The sequence below is a fragment of the Streptomyces sp. NPDC005863 genome (genome assembly GCF_042871345.1).
Classification (GTDB): Bacteria; Actinomycetota; Actinomycetes; order Streptomycetales; family Streptomycetaceae; genus Streptomyces.
Window position 1 is genome coordinate 155,514 of the sequence record NZ_JBIAII010000003.1, and the last position, 15,540, is coordinate 171,053.

17 protein-coding genes and 1 riboswitch are annotated in these 15,540 nt (G+C 72.7%); of the genes, 10 read left to right on the forward strand and 7 right to left on the reverse strand.

The annotated features are described in order from the left end of the window. The first annotated feature begins 32 nt into the window (after positions 1-32). From ACFYO9_RS13075 to ACFYO9_RS13085, 3 genes are all read left to right on the forward strand, one after another. Positions 33-653, forward strand: coding sequence for a TetR/AcrR family transcriptional regulator (locus ACFYO9_RS13075; protein WP_358777430.1), 621 nt, complete (start codon positions 33-35; stop codon positions 651-653). 386 nt (positions 654-1,039) lie between these two features. Next, positions 1,040-1,654, forward strand: a complete 615-nt coding sequence (locus ACFYO9_RS13080) for a DUF4126 domain-containing protein (RefSeq protein ID WP_355813606.1) — start codon at positions 1,040-1,042, stop codon at positions 1,652-1,654. A gap of 76 nt (positions 1,655-1,730) precedes the next feature. Continuing rightward, on the forward strand, positions 1,731-3,230 hold the full coding sequence (locus ACFYO9_RS13085; protein ID WP_358777431.1) for an NAD(P)/FAD-dependent oxidoreductase: 1,500 nt from the start codon (positions 1,731-1,733) through the stop codon (positions 3,228-3,230). Positions 3,231-3,275: 45 nt separating this feature from the next. Here ACFYO9_RS13085 and ACFYO9_RS13090 read toward each other — a convergent pair whose 3' ends face one another. The 5 genes from ACFYO9_RS13090 to ACFYO9_RS13110 form a co-directional block, all read right to left on the reverse strand. Further along, positions 3,276-4,181, reverse strand: a complete 906-nt coding sequence (locus ACFYO9_RS13090) for a hypothetical protein (protein ID WP_358777432.1) — start codon at positions 4,179-4,181, stop codon at positions 3,276-3,278. 46 nt (positions 4,182-4,227) lie between these two features. Beyond that, positions 4,228-5,145: a methylenetetrahydrofolate reductase [NAD(P)H] gene (metF, locus tag ACFYO9_RS13095; protein WP_355813615.1), complete on the reverse strand. Its 918-nt coding sequence runs from the start codon at positions 5,143-5,145 to the stop codon at positions 4,228-4,230. Positions 5,146-5,247: 102 nt separating this feature from the next. Continuing rightward, positions 5,248-5,907, reverse strand: coding sequence for a thiamine phosphate synthase (gene thiE / locus ACFYO9_RS13100; RefSeq protein ID WP_355813618.1), 660 nt, complete (start codon positions 5,905-5,907; stop codon positions 5,248-5,250). Between the two features lie 85 nt (positions 5,908-5,992). After that, on the reverse strand, positions 5,993-6,358 hold the full coding sequence (locus tag ACFYO9_RS13105; RefSeq protein WP_355813619.1) for an Rv2175c family DNA-binding protein: 366 nt from the start codon (positions 6,356-6,358) through the stop codon (positions 5,993-5,995). 101 nt (positions 6,359-6,459) lie between these two features. Beyond that, complete coding sequence (locus tag ACFYO9_RS13110; RefSeq protein ID WP_358777433.1) at positions 6,460-7,695, reverse strand: FAD-dependent oxidoreductase; 1,236 nt, start codon at positions 7,693-7,695, stop codon at positions 6,460-6,462. A 130-nt stretch (positions 7,696-7,825) separates the two neighbouring features. After that, a riboswitch (TPP riboswitch) is annotated at positions 7,826-7,939 on the forward strand. On the opposite strand from ACFYO9_RS13110, the gene thiO reads away from it, so the two are divergent. The 6 genes from thiO to ACFYO9_RS13140 all read left to right on the forward strand — a co-directional run bounded on the left by thiO (position 7,937) and on the right by ACFYO9_RS13140 (position 13,968). Beyond that, on the forward strand, positions 7,937-9,175 hold the full coding sequence (gene thiO / locus ACFYO9_RS13115; protein ID WP_358777434.1) for a glycine oxidase ThiO: 1,239 nt from the start codon (positions 7,937-7,939) through the stop codon (positions 9,173-9,175). (Overlaps the previous riboswitch by 3 nt.) Beyond that, on the forward strand, positions 9,172-9,384 hold the full coding sequence (gene thiS, locus ACFYO9_RS13120; RefSeq protein ID WP_355813624.1) for a sulfur carrier protein ThiS: 213 nt from the start codon (positions 9,172-9,174) through the stop codon (positions 9,382-9,384). Before thiO ends, thiS begins: the two co-directional genes overlap by 4 nt. A 3-nt stretch (positions 9,385-9,387) precedes the next feature. Further along, the gene (locus tag ACFYO9_RS13125) at positions 9,388-10,182 is read left to right on the forward strand and encodes a thiazole synthase (RefSeq protein WP_355813626.1); all 795 of its coding nucleotides are present in this window, start codon (positions 9,388-9,390) and stop codon (positions 10,180-10,182) included. 143 nt (positions 10,183-10,325) lie between these two features. Beyond that, the gene (pknB, locus tag ACFYO9_RS13130) at positions 10,326-12,323 is read left to right on the forward strand and encodes a Stk1 family PASTA domain-containing Ser/Thr kinase (RefSeq protein ID WP_358777435.1); all 1,998 of its coding nucleotides are present in this window, start codon (positions 10,326-10,328) and stop codon (positions 12,321-12,323) included. A 107-nt stretch (positions 12,324-12,430) separates the two neighbouring features. Further along, a complete protein-coding gene (locus ACFYO9_RS13135; RefSeq protein ID WP_358777436.1) occupies positions 12,431-13,324 on the forward strand; it encodes a deoxyribonuclease IV in 894 nt (297 codons plus the stop codon). A 110-nt stretch (positions 13,325-13,434) separates the two neighbouring features. Further along, entirely contained in the window at positions 13,435-13,968 is a 534-nt protein-coding gene (locus ACFYO9_RS13140) for a DUF4396 domain-containing protein (protein WP_358777437.1), read from the forward strand. Between the two features lie 17 nt (positions 13,969-13,985). Here the strand turns inward: ACFYO9_RS13140 and ACFYO9_RS13145 are convergent, their stop codons facing one another. After that, positions 13,986-14,618 carry a sulfite oxidase-like oxidoreductase gene (locus ACFYO9_RS13145; protein ID WP_358777438.1) on the reverse strand — a complete coding sequence of 211 codons (633 nt, stop codon included), beginning with the start codon at positions 14,616-14,618 and terminating at the stop codon, positions 13,986-13,988. A gap of 165 nt (positions 14,619-14,783) precedes the next feature. On the opposite strand from ACFYO9_RS13145, the gene bfr reads away from it, so the two are divergent. Further along, the gene (bfr, locus tag ACFYO9_RS13150) at positions 14,784-15,263 is read left to right on the forward strand and encodes a bacterioferritin (protein ID WP_355813637.1); all 480 of its coding nucleotides are present in this window, start codon (positions 14,784-14,786) and stop codon (positions 15,261-15,263) included. On the opposite strand, the gene ACFYO9_RS13155 is transcribed toward bfr, so the two are convergent. Then, entirely contained in the window at positions 15,260-15,526 is a 267-nt protein-coding gene (locus tag ACFYO9_RS13155) for a (2Fe-2S)-binding protein (protein WP_355813639.1), read from the reverse strand. The two genes, bfr and ACFYO9_RS13155, sit on opposite strands and share 4 nt — an antisense overlap. Positions 15,527-15,540: the final 14 nt, after the last annotated feature.

Sequence of the window (15,540 nt, forward strand, 5' to 3'; positions counted from 1 at the left end):
GCCGGCCCGCGGAACCTGTGAGAATCGGGGCCATGGACAGCAGTACGGGCAGCACCCGTCGCGAGGCCACCCGGCAGAAGCTCTACGAGGCCGCGGTCACGCTCATCGCCGAGCAGGGCTTCTCGGCCACGACGGTCGACGAGATCGCCGAACGGGCCGGGGTCGCGAAGGGCACCGTCTACTACAACTTCGCCAGCAAGTCGGTCCTCTTCGAAGAGCTGCTGCGACACGGTGTGGGCCTGCTCGCCGCCTCCCTGAGGGAGGCCGCCGAGGAGGCGGACCGCGGCGGCGGCAGCAAGGTCGACGCCCTGGACGCGATGATCAGGGCCGGACTGGTCTTCATCAACCGCTATCCGGCCTTCACCCAGCTGTACGTGGCCGAGCTGTGGCGGACCAACCGGGCCTGGCAGTCCACCCTGCTCGTGGTCAGGCAGCAGGCCGTCGCGGTGGTCGAGGACGTGCTGCGGGCGGGCGTGGAGGGCGGCGAGCTCAGCGAGGAGATCGACATCCCGCTGACGGCCGCCGCGCTCGTCGGCATGGTCCTGGTGGCCGCGCTGGACTGGCAGGCCTTCCAGCCGGAGCGCTCGCTGGACGACGTGCACGCGGCGCTCTCGCGGCTGCTGCAGGGCCGGGTGAGCGGCACGCGCGCGTAGCCGACGTTTTCCGCGGCGGCCGGCGGCCGCGGCACGCAGGCGAAAGGCGCCGGGCCGGTGCCGCCCGTTCCCTGGCGGCACCGGCCCGGCGCCTCTCCGGTCCCCCCGCGACCCCCCGTTCGACCCCCGTGTGGTCGCCCCCGAGTCACCCCCGTGTCTCGCTCCCGCCGACGTGCGACGGGAGGAGCGGTCAAGGGCGCGGCACGGTTCCGCCGCCCCGTGTCGGCGGTACCGGCGCCGCGCCCTTCTCCGTGCCCCACACTCTTCCGTCTGCGCAGGTGAAGCCCCATCCGCGCGCGTACTCATCTCACCCCCTGAGTACGGATACTCAGACGTGGGTGCTCAACCCCGGCCCGGACCGTCCTGAACTGGTTACGATCACGTCCGTGTCCGTACTCCCCCTGGTCTTCACCAGCGGCTGGGCGAGCGGGATCAACGCGTACGCCGTTGTCCTGCTGCTCGGCGTCTTCGGAGCGACCGGTGTCAGCGACGAGGTCCCCGAGGCGCTCCAGCGGCCCGACGTCCTCATCGCCGCCGGCGTGCTCTTCCTGTGCGAGGCGGTGGCCGACAAGATCCCGTACGTCGACTCGGTCTGGGACGCGGTGCACACCGTGATCCGTCCGGTCTCCGGCGCCGTGGTGGGGGCGCTCCTCGCGGGGCAGAGCGGCTCCCTCCCGGATCTGGCCGCGGGCGCGGTCGGCGGCTCGACCGCGCTGGCCAGCCATGCGGTGAAGGCCGGCACGCGGATGGCGGTCAACAGTTCGCCCGAGCCGTTCAGCAACATCGTGCTGAGCACCGCCGAGGACCTCGGGGTGGGCGGCATCATCAGCTTCGCGATGTTCTATCCGGAGGCCGCCGCGATCATCGCGGCCGTGCTCCTGCTCCTCGGCCTGTTCCTGCTGTTCTTCCTCGTCTCGCGGATCCGGCGCTTCCTGCGGCGCCGGGCGCAGCGGCGCGAGGAGAGACGGCTCGCGGGCCGCGCCGGACCACCGCCGTTCTGAGGCCCAGCCGTTCCGAGGCCCCGCCCGGGTGGGGCCTCGGGAGGGACTGTCAGTGGCAGCCGATAAAGTCCCTGGCATGGCACGGATTGTGGTGATCGGCGCCGGGATGGGCGCGATGACGGCGGCCGCCCGGCTGGCCGTCGCGGGCCACCGGGTGGTGGTGTACGAACGGGGCGGGACGTACGGCGGCGCACTCGGCCGCGTCGAGCGCGCCGGCTTCGCCTTCGACACCGGACCCGCGCTGCTCCAGCTCCCCGCGGTCTACCGCGACCTGTTCGTCAAGACGGGCAAGGAGCCGCTGGAGAAGTGCGTCGAGCTCTCCCAGGTGGAGCCCGCCGTGCGGCACGTCTTCGCGGACGGCACGACGGCGGACCTGCCGAACGCCTCACGCGCGGGCGTGGGCGAGGCCCTTGACGCGGCCCTCGGGGACGGCGCGGGCGCCCGCTGGGCGGCGTTCATGGACCGCGCGCGAGAGGCCTGGGACCGCACCCGCCGCCCCCTCCTGGAAGAGCCCCTCTGGCCGAACTGGGAGGTGCTCGCCGAGCGCGAGCCGTACCCGTCGGTGCCGCACAAGCGGCTGCTGCGCCGTGAGCGCCGCGCGAGCGCCCTGGCCGAGGTCGGCGAGCTCGAACTGGGCGGCGATCCGCGTCTGGTGGCGCTCCTGGAGCAGTTCGCGCTCGCCCAGGGCCTCGATCCCCGTACGACACCGGCGAGCGCCGCCGTCCTGCCGTATCTGGAGCAGACGTTCGGCGTCTGGTCGGTGCGCGGCGGGATGCGCGCGCTGGCCCGCGCGGTGTACGAGCGGTGTCTGGCCCGGCGGGTCGAGTTCGTGTTCGAGGCGGCGGTGACGCGGGTCGTCGAGAAGGACGGCCGCGCGGCGGGCGTCGAGCTCGCCGACGGCACCACCGCGGAGGCGGACTTCGTCGTGGCCGGTGTCGCACCGACCGCCCTGGAATCCCTGTTGTCCGGCGCCGAGGTGCGGGCGCCGGGCGGGGTCCCCGCGCGGACCGGCCTGCCGAGCCGCCTTACGGTGCTGCTCGCCCTCTCCGGCGCCCGCCCCGAAGGCACCCCGCACCGCACGGTGCTGCACTCCGCCGACCGTCAGGACGAGCTCGACCGCGTCTTCGGCGAGCGCCCCGGGCTGCCCGGCTCCCCCACCCTCGCGGTGCTCCGCCCCGGCGACCCCGATGCGACGCCGGACGCGGCCCACGAAGCCGTGACGCTGACGGCGACGGTGCCCGCGCACCTGGAGGTCACCGAGGACGACGTGCGGCGCGTGATCGCCCGCGCGGAGGGCGTGCTCCCGGGGCTGCGCGACCGCCTCCTGTGGCACGAGGTCCGCACCCCGGCCGACGTCGCGGAGTCCACCGGCGCCGACGGCGGCGCGGTCCCGCCCCCGGCGCTCGCCGCGGCCGGCGGCAGGCTGCTGCACCCGTCCAACACCACCGGCCTCGCGGGCCTGTTCACGGTCGGCGGCTGGTCGCACCCGGGCGGCGGCCTCCCCCACGCGGGCATGTCGGGCACGCTGGTCGCGGGGCTGATCGTGGAGGGGCCGGAGTTCCGCGGCTCGCAGTGAGCTTCCGCGGCTCGCAGTGAGCGACGGGGGTTCGAAGGCAGGCTGTCAGTACCGGTACTGCTGCTCGTTGTGGCCCGAGCCGTCGTATCCCCCGGCGTTGCCTTCCTGGTAGGGATACGGCTGCTCCGGCGGGAGTTCGCCGCCGTGGGACGCGTCGGTGCTGCGCTGTTGCGGCACCCAGACGCCGCCGGGCGGGGTGTCGTTGTACGTCTCGCCGAGCCCGCCGTAGGTGTCGCCGCCGTACGGGGCGTACTGCTGCTGGTCGCCGTAGCCCTCGTAACCCTGCGCGCCGTAGGTCTGGGTGCCGATGTAGGGGTCGGAGTAGGCGGCGTACTGCTGTCCGCCGGTCTCCTCGTAGCCGTATCCCTGCTGTTGCTGGTCATAGCCGGCGAAGGCGGCGGTGTCGTAGCCGAAGGCGTCGCTCTGGCGGGCGTCGCCGGCGTCCTGCGGGGCGTACGGCGCGTCGCTGTACACGCCGTACTGGCCGGTGTCGTCTGGGAGCGGCTCGGGGGCGTAGACGCCCTCCCCGGTGAGGTCGGGACCGTGGGCGGGGACGTCCGGGCCGTGCGGGGGGACGTCCGGGCCGTGTGCGGGCGGCGGCGGGACCTCGTACTCCAGGTCGGAGACCTGCAGCGTCGGCTCCGGCGCCGTGCCGCCCCGCCTCGCCGGCGCCTTGCGCCGCCTGCTCAGGCCCGGCTGCCCGCCGAGCGCCCAGCCGGTGGAGAAGCCCCGGCGGAACGACAGCGTCACGTACGTCTGCCCGGTGGCGAAGGCGATGGCGCCGAGGCCGATGATCCACACCGAGGGGATCACCACCCCGATGACGACCCCGAGGAAGCCCCCGAACGCCAGCAGGCGCCAGCGCAGCCTGGCCTTGTACTGCAGCAGCACCTCGCCCAGCAGCCACAGCGCGACGAATCCGAACGCGATGTAGAGGACCGTCCAGCCCATGTACGCCCCTCTCCCCTACGGCCGCGGCCCCAGGGGTACGACCGTTTCAGGCCTGCCGGTGCAGGCCCAGATTCTCGTAGATCTCCAGCGTCGCCGTGGAGTTGTTCAGCGTGATGAAGTGCAGTCCCGGCACACCTTCGGCCAGCAACCGCGCGCAGAACTCCGTCGCGAACTCGATGCCAATGGAGCGTACAGCGGCGGGATCGTCTTTGGCCGCGAGCATCCGTTCTTTCAGCCCGGGCGGGAACACGGCGTTGCTGAGCTGGGGCAGTCGGTCGAGCTGGCGGACGTTGGTGACCGGCATCATCTCAGGGATGATCGGCGTGTCGCAGCCGGCCGCCTCGACCCGGTCGCGCAGCCGCAGGTACTCCTCGGGGTCGAAGAACATCTGCGTGATCGCGTAGTCCGCGCCGGCCCGGCACTTGTCGATGAAGTACCGGGTGTCGGACTCCCAGCCGGCCGAGCGCGGGTGCATCGCGGGGAAGGCCGCGACGCCCACGCAGAAGTCCCCGGACTCCTTGATGAGCTCGACCAGTTCGGCGGCGTAGGTGAGGCCCTCGGGGTGCGCGATCCAGTCGCCCAGCGGGTCGCCGGGCGGGTCGCCGCGGACCGCGAGCATGTTCCTGATGCCCGCGTCCGCGTACTGCCCGATGATGTTGCGCAGTTCGGCCACCGAGTGGTCGACCGCGGTCAGGTGGGCGACGGGCGTGAGCGTGGTGTCGGCGACGATCTGCTGGGTCTCGCGGACCGTGCCGGTGCGGGTCGAGCCGCCCGCGCCATAGGTCACGGAGATGAAGTCCGGGGCGACCGCCTCGACCCGCCGCAGCGCGTTCCAGAGGTTCCGCTCGCCCTTCGGGGTTTTCGGGGCGGAGAACTCGAACGAGAACGTCGTCTTCCCGGTCGCGAGCATGTCGCGAACCGTGCGCGCACGGTCAGTCCTGGTCGAAGCTGTGCCTGAGGCCATATGGGCAGGTTAGCCAGGCTGCGGCGGTCCCCCAACCGGGCCGGGGGAATTTGGCCGGTTTGCCGGTTTGTTGTCCACGGATCGGACACCCCGGGAGGCCGCTCAGTCGGACGTACGCAGCCGCTTCGCGAAGTCGGCCGCCGCGGCGCCCGGGTCGTCGGCCCCGGTGATCGCCCGGACGACGACGACGCGGCGGGCGCCGGCGTCGAGCACCTCGTCCAGGTTGCCCGCGTCGATGCCGCCGATGGCGAACCAGGGGCGGTCCGTGCCGAGGGAGGCGGTGTACCTGACCAGGTCGAGGCCGGGGGCGTGGCGGCCCGGCTTGGTGGGGGTGGGCCAGCAGGGGCCGGTGCAGAAGTAGTCCACGCCGGCCTGGACGGCGGCCGCGGCTGCCTCCTCGTCGGCGTGCGTGGAGCGGCCGATGAGGACGTCGTCGCCGAGGACCGCGCGGGCCGCGGGGACGGGCAGGTCGCCCTGGCCGAGGTGCAGCACGTCGGCGCCGATCGCGTGGGCGACGTCCGCGCGGTCGTTCACAGCGAGGAGCTTGCCGTGCCGCCGGGCGGCATCGGCGAAGACCTGGAGGTGCTCCAGCTCCTCGGCGGCCTCCATGCCCTTGTCGCGCAGCTGCACGATGTCGACGCCGCCCGCGAGGACGGCGTCGAGGAACTCGGGGAGGTCACCCTGGCGCTTGCGGGCGTCCGTGCACAGGTACAGCCGGGCGTCGGCGAGCTGAGCGCGGTGATCGGCGGCAGCGGCAGCCATGGGAAAGTCCCCCCGTTGTCGGTGGCGTCCGGGGGCGCGGGGCGTGTGAGGTCACGCGCCCCGCACTCCGGACGGTGTGTTCAGGTCAGACGGCGAGCGCCTGGGCGCGGCGCTTCACCTCCGTGCCGCGATTCTCGCTCAGCGCCTGCGCGGGGGTGCCGGGCAGGGTCGGGTCGGGGGTGAAGAGCCACTCGATCATCTCTTCGTCGGAGAAACCGTCGTCCCTCAGGAGCGTCAGGGTCCCGGCGAGGCCCTTGACGACCTTGTCGCCGTCGATGAAGGCCGCCGGCACCTGCAGCGCGCGGTTCTCACCACGGCGTACGGCGATCAGCGTGCCCTCCTTGACCAGCTGGCGCACACGGGTCACCTCGACATCGAGCATTTCCGCGATGTCGGGGAGGTACAGCCAGGCGGGGACGAGCGCGTCGGTCTTCGTGTCAATCTCGGTCACAGGCCCAGGGTATCTCTGGCCGGGGGCCTTGGGCGGATGGCGGGGGCGGACGCCTTCTTCTGACGCCCGCCTCACAGGACTGTCTTCTTCAGACGCCCGCTTCAGAGGGCCGCCTTCTTCAGGGGCACCGACGCGTCCACCACCAGGGCCGGGTCCAGCGGCGTCGACGACTCGATGAGCCGGCGGCCCTGGGCCAGGTCCCTCGGGCGGCCCACCGCGAGGACCGCGACCAGGGCGCCGTCCCGCAGCCAGCACACCGACCAGGCCATGCCCGTCGGGTCGCCCCGCCACACCAGCTCGTCGGCGCCCTCGTGGTGGCCCGCGTACTGCACGAAGCGGCCGAACTGCTCCGACCAGAAGTACGGCACCGGGTCGTACGGGGCCGGCGTCTCGCCGATGATGTTCGCCGCCACGGTGCGCGGGCCCTGCAGGGCGTTGTCCCAGTGGTGCACGAGGAGGCGTTCGCCGTACCGCGCGGAGGGGAAGGACGCGCAGTCGCCGACCGCGTACACGTCGGGCGCCGACGTGTGCAGGCGGTCGTCGGTCACGACCTCGCGGTGCGCACCGAGCTCGATGCCGGAGCCGGTCAGCCAGCCGGTGGCGGGGCGGGCCCCGATGCCGACGACCACGGCGCCCGCGGGCAGCCGGGTGCCGTCGGCCAGGACGACCGCGCCCGGCTCGACGCGGGCCACGCGCGCGCGGGTGCGCAGCACCGCTCCGGAGTCCGCGTACCAGCCCGCCATGGGGGCCGCGACCGCCTCGGGGAGCGCCCCGGCGAGGGGCCGTGCCGCGGCCTCCACGACGGTGACCGCGCAGCCCGCCTCGCGCGCGGCCGTCGCGAACTCGGCGCCGATCCAGCCCGCCCCGACCACCACGACGTCGTGCTGCTCGGCGAGGACCGGGCGCAGCCGCGCGGCGTCGTCCAGGGTGCGCAGCAGATGGACGCCGGGCACGCCCTCGGTGCCGGGCAGCGTGATGGGCTCGGCGCCGGTCGCAAGGACCAGGACGTCGTAGCCGAGGGGGCCGTCCGCGGTGTCCAGGGCGTGGTCGGCGGGGCGGACCCCGGTGACCGTGCGGCCCAGGCTCAGCTCGATGCCGAGCGCCTCGAAGTCGATGTCGAAGGCGGAGCCCTCCGCCTTGCCGAGCAGCACCGCCTTGGACAGCGGCGGCCTGTCGTACGGCTGGTGCGGCTCGGCCCCGACGACGGTGACCGCGCCGGTGAACCCCTGCTCGCGCAGTGCCACCGCGGTCTGCACGCCGGCCATCCCCGCGCCGACGATGACGACGCGCCGCTCCGACTGCCCCTGATTCGCGCTCTGCCTCTGCTGGTCGCTCACCCGATCACTGTAGGGCGGCGGGCAAGAGCGCCCGCAGGCGCGGGGCAGGAGATCTCTGACACACCGTCACCGCCCGTACCCGGACGGCTCCCCTACTGCCGCGCGGGGCGACGGGCTAGGGTGGCCGGTGCAGAGCACTCGCGGGAGCCCGGACGCACCGGGCTGAGAGGGAGGCTGGGACGGCCTCCGACCGTACGAACCTGATCCGGGTCATGCCGGCGAAGGGAGGGGCTGGACGCCCATGCATCCACCACAGACGACACATCCCCGTACGACCGCGTCGTCCGCGACCTGTGACGTCCTCGTCGTCGGGGGCGGTGTCATCGGCCTGGTCACGGCCTGGCGCACCGCACAGCGCGGGCTCTCCGTCGCGGTCGTCGACCCCGAGCCCGGCGGCGGCGCGGCGCGGGTCGCGGCGGGCATGCTGGCCGCCGTCACCGAGCTGCACTACGGCGAGGAGACGCTGCTCGCCCTCAATCTGGCCTCCGCGCGCCGCTATCCGGCCTTCGCCGCGGAGCTGGCCGAGGCGAGCGGGCGCGACCTCGGCTACCGCGCGTGCGGCACGCTCGCCGTCGCGCTCGACTCCGACGACCGCGCCCACCTGCGCGAACTGCTCGCCCTGCAGCACCGTTCGGGTCTCGAGTCGCAGTGGCTGAGCGGCCGCGAGTGCCGCCGCCTTGAGCCGATGCTGGCGCCGGGTGTGCGCGGCGGGCTGCGCGTCGACGGCGATCATCAGGTCGACCCGCGCCGGCTCACCGCGGCGCTCATGGTGGCCTGCGAGCGGGCCGGTGTGGTCTTCCACCGCGCCCGGGCCGAGCGCCTGTGCGTCGTACGCGACCGGGCGGCCGGGGTGGTCCTCGCGGACGGCACCGAGCTCGGCGCGGCGCAGACCGTGCTCGCGGCGGGCAGCCTCAGCGGGCGCCTCGCCGGCGTCCCGGACGACGTCCTGCCGCCGGTCCGCCCGGTCAAGGGACAGGTGCTGCGGCTGACGGTGCCGAAGGCGTACGCGCCGTTCCTGAGCCGCACCGTGCGGGCCGTGGTGCGCGGCAGCCACCTCTACCTCGTACCGCGCGAGAGCGGCGAGCTCGTCGTCGGCGCGACCACCGAGGAGCTCGGCTGGGACACCACGGTCACCGCGGGCGGCGTGTACGAGCTGCTGCGGGACGCCCACGAGCTGGTGCCCGGCATCACGGAGCTGCCGCTCACCGAGACCCTCGCGGGGCTGCGGCCCGGCTCGCCCGACAACGCGCCGCTGCTCGGTCCCACGCGGCTGCCCGGCCTCCACCTGGCCACCGGCCACTACCGCAACGGCGTCCTGCTGACGCCGCTCACGGGGGACGTGATGGCGCACGTGCTGACCACCGGTGAACTGCCCGAGGAGGCGCGCCCGTTCACCCCGCGCCGCTTCGACGGCGCCGCCGCCGAGAGCCCCGCACCCCTTCCGCCCCGCCCGCAGTCCTTCACGGAGCAGCCCGTATGAGCACGCCGTTCGCCGTTTCCGTCAACGGAGAAGCACGGGAGGTGGCCTCGGGCACCACGCTCGACGCCCTCGTCGCCACGCTCTCCACCGCGCACTCCGGTGTCGCCGCCGCCGTCAACGAAACCGTCGTCCCGCGCGCGCAGTGGCCCCGCACGCCGCTCGCCGAGGGTGACCGCGTCGAAGTACTCACCGCCGTCCAGGGAGGCTGAACCATGGCAGACGACCCCTTCGTCATCGGCGGGCTCACCTTCTCCTCGCGCCTGATCATGGGCACGGGCGGCGCGCCGAGCCTCGACGTCCTCGAGCGCTCCCTCGTCGCGTCCGGCACCGAGCTGACCACGGTCGCGATGCGCCGCCTCGACCCGGGCGTGCAGGGTTCGGTGCTCTCCGTCCTCGACCGGCTCGGCATCCGCGTCCTGCCCAACACAGCGGGCTGCTTCACCGCGGGCGAGGCCGTCCTGACCGCACGTCTCGCGCGTGAGGCGCTCGGCACGGACCTGGTGAAGCTGGAGGTGATCGCCGACGAGCGCACCCTGTTGCCCGACCCCGTCGAGCTCCTGGACGCCGCCGAGATCCTGGTGGACGACGGCTTCACCGTGCTGCCGTACACCAATGACGACCCGGTGCTCGCGCGGAAGCTGCAGGACGTGGGGTGCGCGGCGATCATGCCGCTCGGCTCGCCCATCGGCTCCGGGCTCGGCATCCGCAACCCGCACAACTTCCAGCTGATCGTGGAGCACGCGCGCGTGCCGGTCATCCTCGACGCGGGCGCGGGCACGGCGTCCGACGCGACGATCGCCATGGAGCTGGGGTGCGCGGGTGTGATGCTCGCCTCCGCGGTGACCCGGGCGCAGGAGCCGGTGCTGATGGCGGAGGCGATGCGGCACGGCGTGGAGGCGGGGCGGCTCGCGCACCGGGCCGGGCGGATCCCGCGGCGGCACTTCGCGGAGGCGTCCTCGCCCGTGGCGGGCATGGCCCGGCTCGATCCGGAGCGGCCGGCCTTCTGACCTCGGTCCGGAGCGGCGGGCCTGCCGACCTCGATGGCAGCGGCCCGTACGGTGTGGGCGGGAGCGTCACAGCTCGGCTGCAGTCCCGCCCGGAAGCGCCCGGGCCGCTGGAGGCGTCGGCGGCGCCTCGTAGACTCCCCTGCGTGGACACGACCCTTCAGGACCCGCTCGTCGGGCAGCTGCTCGACAGCCGTTACCGCATCGACGGACGCGTCGCGGTCGGCGGGATGGCCACGGTCTACCGGGCCGTGGACACCCGCCTCGACCGCGTGCTCGCGCTCAAGGTGATGCATCCGACGCTGGCGGCCGACGCCTCCTTCGTCGACCGCTTCATCCGCGAGGCGAAGTCGGTGGCCCGCCTCTCGCACCCGAACGTGGTCGGCGTCTTCGACCAGGGCACGGACGGGTCGTACGTGTACCTCGCGATGGAGTACGTCGCGGGCTGCACCCTGCGCGACGTGCTGCGCGAGCGCGGGGCCCTGCAGCCGCGGGCGGCGCTCGACATCCTGGAACCGGTCCTCGCCGCGCTCGGCGCCGCGCACCGCGCGGGCTTCGTGCACCGCGACATGAAGCCGGAGAACGTCCTCATAGGGGACGACGGCCGGGTCAAGGTCGCCGACTTCGGCCTCGTACGCGCGGTCGACACCGTCACCAACACCACCGGCACGATCCTCGGCACCGTCTCCTACCTCGCCCCCGAGCAGATCGAGCACGGCACGTCGGACACCCGCGTGGACGTGTACGCCTGCGGAGTCGTGCTCTACGAGATGCTGACCGGCGCCAAGCCGCACTCCGGGGACTCCCCCGCCCAGGTCCTCTACCAGCACCTCAACGAGGACGTACCGCCCCCGTCGGCGGCCGTCCCGGGGCTGCCCTTCGCGCTCGACGAGCTGGTCGCCTCCGCCACGGCGCGCACCCCGGACGTCCGTCCGTACGACGCGGTGGCGCTCCTCGCCCAGCTCAGGGAGGCGCGAGCGACCCTCACCGAGGAGCAGCTCGACGCGGTGCCGCCGCAGGCGCACGCGACGGCGCACGACGACGCCGAGGACCGCACGACGGTGATCCCGCGCGCGGCCCGCTCCGGCCGGCTCCCGCTGCCCGCGGAGGGCGGACGGGACGATCAGGGCAGTCAAAGCGGTCACGCCGGACAAGGCGGTCAGGACGAGCTGAACCGCACCAGCATCCTCGCGACCCCGCCGCCCGCACCGCCCGCGCCGCCCGCCGCGCACCGGACCTCCCGGCGCCGGTTCGACCCGCGCCGCCGCATGATCGCCGTGATAGCCGGCGTCCTGCTCGTCCTCGGACTCGGCACCGGCATCTGGTACATCAATTCCGGCCAGTTCACGAAGGTCCCGCCGGTCCTCTCGAAGACCGAGGCGCAGGCGAAGCAGCGGCTGGACGAGGCCGGGCTCGAAGTGGGCGACATCAAGCGCAAGTACAGCGACACGGACAAGCGCGGCACCGTCATGGCGAGCGACCCCGCCGCGGGCGACCGCATCCGGCAGAACGACAAGGTGACGCTGACCGTCTCGATGGGCCCGGACACCGTCAAGGTCCCCGACGTGAAGAACATCCCGCTGGACACGGCGAAGAGGGAGCTCAAGAACGCGGGGCTCGCGCCGGGCATGGTCACCAAGGGCTTCAGCGACGACGTCAAGAAGGGCTCCGTGATCAGCACGGACCCGCGCACCGGCTTCACCCGCAAGGCGGGCTCGGCCGTCGCGCTCGTCGTCAGCAAGGGCCGCGCGGTCGAGGTCCCCGGGGTGGTCGGAGAGTCCCGGGCCGACGCCACGGCCGACCTGGAGGACGCCGGGCTCAAGGTCGAGATCGCCGAGAAGTGGGTCACCTCCGAGGAGGAGGACAAGGGCGATGTGGCCAAGCAGTCGCCCGCCGAGGGCCGCTCGCTCGCCGAGGGCGACACGGTCACCCTGACCATCTCCAAGGGCCCGCCGATGATCGAGGTCCCGGACGTCACCGGCATGAACGTGGACGACGCCAGCGACAAGCTGGAGGCCGCCGGCTTCGAGGTCGACGAGGACCGCGGGCTGCTGGGCCTCTTCGGCGACACCGTGAAGAAGCAGTCGGTGGACGGCGGCGACCAGGCGCCCAAGAACTCGACGATCACGATCACCATCCGCTGAGACGCGGGCCGGGGCCGGGCGCCCCGGCCCGCTGTCGGTACGGGTCCCCCGCACCCCACCCGGAACCGCTGACCGAGCACTCCCGCGCCCGTGCCACCCTGGACGGCGTGAGCAGCGAAAAGTCCCCCAGCGTTTCCCCCGTGCCGTCCCGCAATCCCGTCGGCGGCCATGTCCCCGTGGCCGGCGGCCTCGCCACGGTCGGCCTCTCGTACGCCCGTGACCTCGGCGCCGAAGCCGTGCAGGTCTTCGTCGCCAACCCGCGCGGCTGGGCCACCCCGCCCGGCAACCCCCGGCAGGACGAGGCGTTCCGCGCCGCCTGCGCCGCCGAGCGGATCCCCGCGTACGTGCACGCGCCGTACCTCATCAACTTCGGCTCGCACACCGAGGCGACCGTCGAGAAGTCCGTGGAGTCCCTGCGCCACTCGCTGCGCCGGGCCCGCGAGATCGGCGCACTCGGCGTCGTCGTGCACACCGGTTCGGCGACCGGCGGCCGGGACCGCGCCGTCGCCCTGCACCAGGTGCGCGAGCGGATGCTGCCGCTGCTGGACGAGCTGACGCACGACGACGACCCCTTCCTGCTCCTGGAGTCGACCGCGGGCCAGGGCGCCTCGCTCTGCTCCCGCACCTGGGACTTCGGGCCGTACTTCGAGGCGCTGGACGCCCACCCCAAGCTGGGCGTCTGCCTGGACACCTGCCACATCTTCGCCGCGGGCCACGACCTGACAGGGCCGAGCGGCATGAAGCAGACCCTCGACCTCCTGGTGGACACGGTCGGCGAGGGCCGTCTGAAGCTCGTGCACGCCAACGACTCCAAGGACGTCGCCGGGGCCCACAAGGACCGTCACGAGAACATCGGCACCGGCCACATCGGCGAGGAGCCCTTCCGCGAACTGATGCTCCACCCCGCCACGGAGGGCGTACCGCTGGTGATCGAGACGCCGGGCGGCAAGGAGGGGCACGCGGCGGACGTGGCACGCCTGAAGGAGCTCAGGAGCATCTAGCACCCCGCGCGGCCCTCACGCCCCTCAGACCGTCAGATCCAGGAATACCCCAGGGGGGTATGCGGTTCTTGTCATACGACAGGGACCGCCATTCGACGTCGGGGGAAACCATGCAGCACGAGACGCACACAGGGCACGGGGATCACGCGGGGCACGTGGGTCACTCGGGGCAGGCGAATCACCACCAACATCACGCCCCCGCCCTCGGCAAGGTCAGCTGGCGCACGGCCGCGCAGGCCACCCTCCACTGCCTCACCGGGTGCGCCATCGGCGAGGTGCTCGGCATGGTCGTCGGCACCGCGTTCGGCTGGGGCAACGTGCCGACGATGGCCCTCGCGATCGTCCTGGCCTTCGTCTTCGGCTACGCGCTGACGCTGCGCGGCATCCTCGGGGCCGGCGTCGACTTCAGGACGGCGGTCCGGGTCGCGCTCGCCGCCGACACCCTGTCCATCGCGGTCATGGAGCTGATCGACAACGGCGTGATCGCGCTGTGGCCCGGCGCCATGGACGCGCACCTGGCGGACGCGATGTTCTGGTGGGTCCTCGCCGCCTCACTGGCCCTGGCGTTCGTGGTCACCACACCGGTGAACAAGTGGATGATCGGCCGCGGCAAGGGTCATGCGGTGGTGCACCAATACCACTGACGGGAGCCGCCAGGAGGTCAGAGCTCGGGGCCGTCCCCGGGCTCCTCCTGGTACGAGTAGCGCTGCTCCTGCCACGGATCGCCGAGGTTGTGATAGCCGCGCTCCTCCCAGAAGCCGCGGCGGTCGGCGGTCATGTACTCGATGCCGCGGACCCACTTGGGGCCCTTCCACGCGTACAGGTGGGGCACCACGAGCCGGAGCGGGAAACCGTGCTCCGCGGTGAGGAGTTCACCGCCCTTGTGGGTGGCGAAGATCGTGCGGTCGGAGTCGAAGTCCGCCATCCGCAGATTGGAGCTGAAGCCGTACTCGGCCCAGACCATCACATGCGTCGCGCTCGGCGCGGGCGGCGCGATCTCCAGGAGCGTTCGCGCGGAGACCCCGCCCCATTCGGCGCCCAGCATGCTGAACTTGGTCACGCAGTGCAGATCGGCGACCACCGTGTCGTACGGCAGCGCGGAGAACTCCTCGTGGGTCCAGCAGTGCTTCTCCTGGTCGGCGGTGGCGCCGAAGACCCTGAACTCCCACCGCTCGGGGCGGAACTTCGGGACCGGGCCGTAGTGCGTGACCGGCCAGCCGCGCTGCAGCCGCTGACCCGGCGGAAGCTCCGGCTCCGCTGCCTCACGAGATGCGCGTTCCGCCGGCTGACCCATGGCTCCATCCTGACAGACCCGGGACGGTGGCCGTGACCAGCCGCGGCCCCGGGGTCACCGATCGGGGCAACTCCTACTAAGCGTGCACTTACTGGACGGCCTCCGAACGCCGGTGCAAGGATGCGCGCTACCTGCCCAGTAACCCGCGCGGAAGGAGCCTCTGCGATGCAGGGCGACCCCGAGGTCATCGAATTTCTCAACGAGCAGCTGACCGCCGAACTCACGGCGATCAACCAGTACTTTCTCCACGCCAAGATGCAGGAAAACTTCGGCTGGACGAAGCTCGCGAAGTACACCCGGTCCGAGTCCTTCGACGAGATGAAGCACGCGGAGGTGCTGACCGACCGGATTCTGTTCCTCGACGGTCTGCCCAACTACCAGCGGCTCTTCCACGTCCGGGTGGGCCAGACGGTCACCGAGATGTTCCAGGCCGACCGGCAGGTCGAGGTGGAGGCGATCGACCGTCTCCGGCGCGGCATCGAGGTGATGCGGACCAAGGGCGACATCACGTCCGCGAACATCTTCGAGTCGATCCTCGAGGACGAGGAGCACCACATCGACTATCTGGACACCCAGCTGGAGCTCGTCGAGAAGCTGGGTGAGGCGCTCTACATCGCGCAGCTCATCGAGCAGCCGGAGAGCTAGGCGGCCTCGGGAAGCCGGGTGTCGGTCAGGGGCTCCATCGCGGGTTCTCCCTGGTCCACCAGCTCACGGCGGGGGCAGGCGCCCCGGCCGAGCAGGGCCTGGATGCGCCGCACGCACGAACCACAGTCCGTGCCGGCCTTGCAGGCCGACGCTATCTGGCGGGGGGTGCAGGCACCGTCCTCCGCGTGCTTCTTCACCTGCGCTTCGGTGACCCCGAAACAGTTGCAGACGTACACGCGGTTCACCTCCCGGAGTGGACTCATCGGCAGCGCCGTCC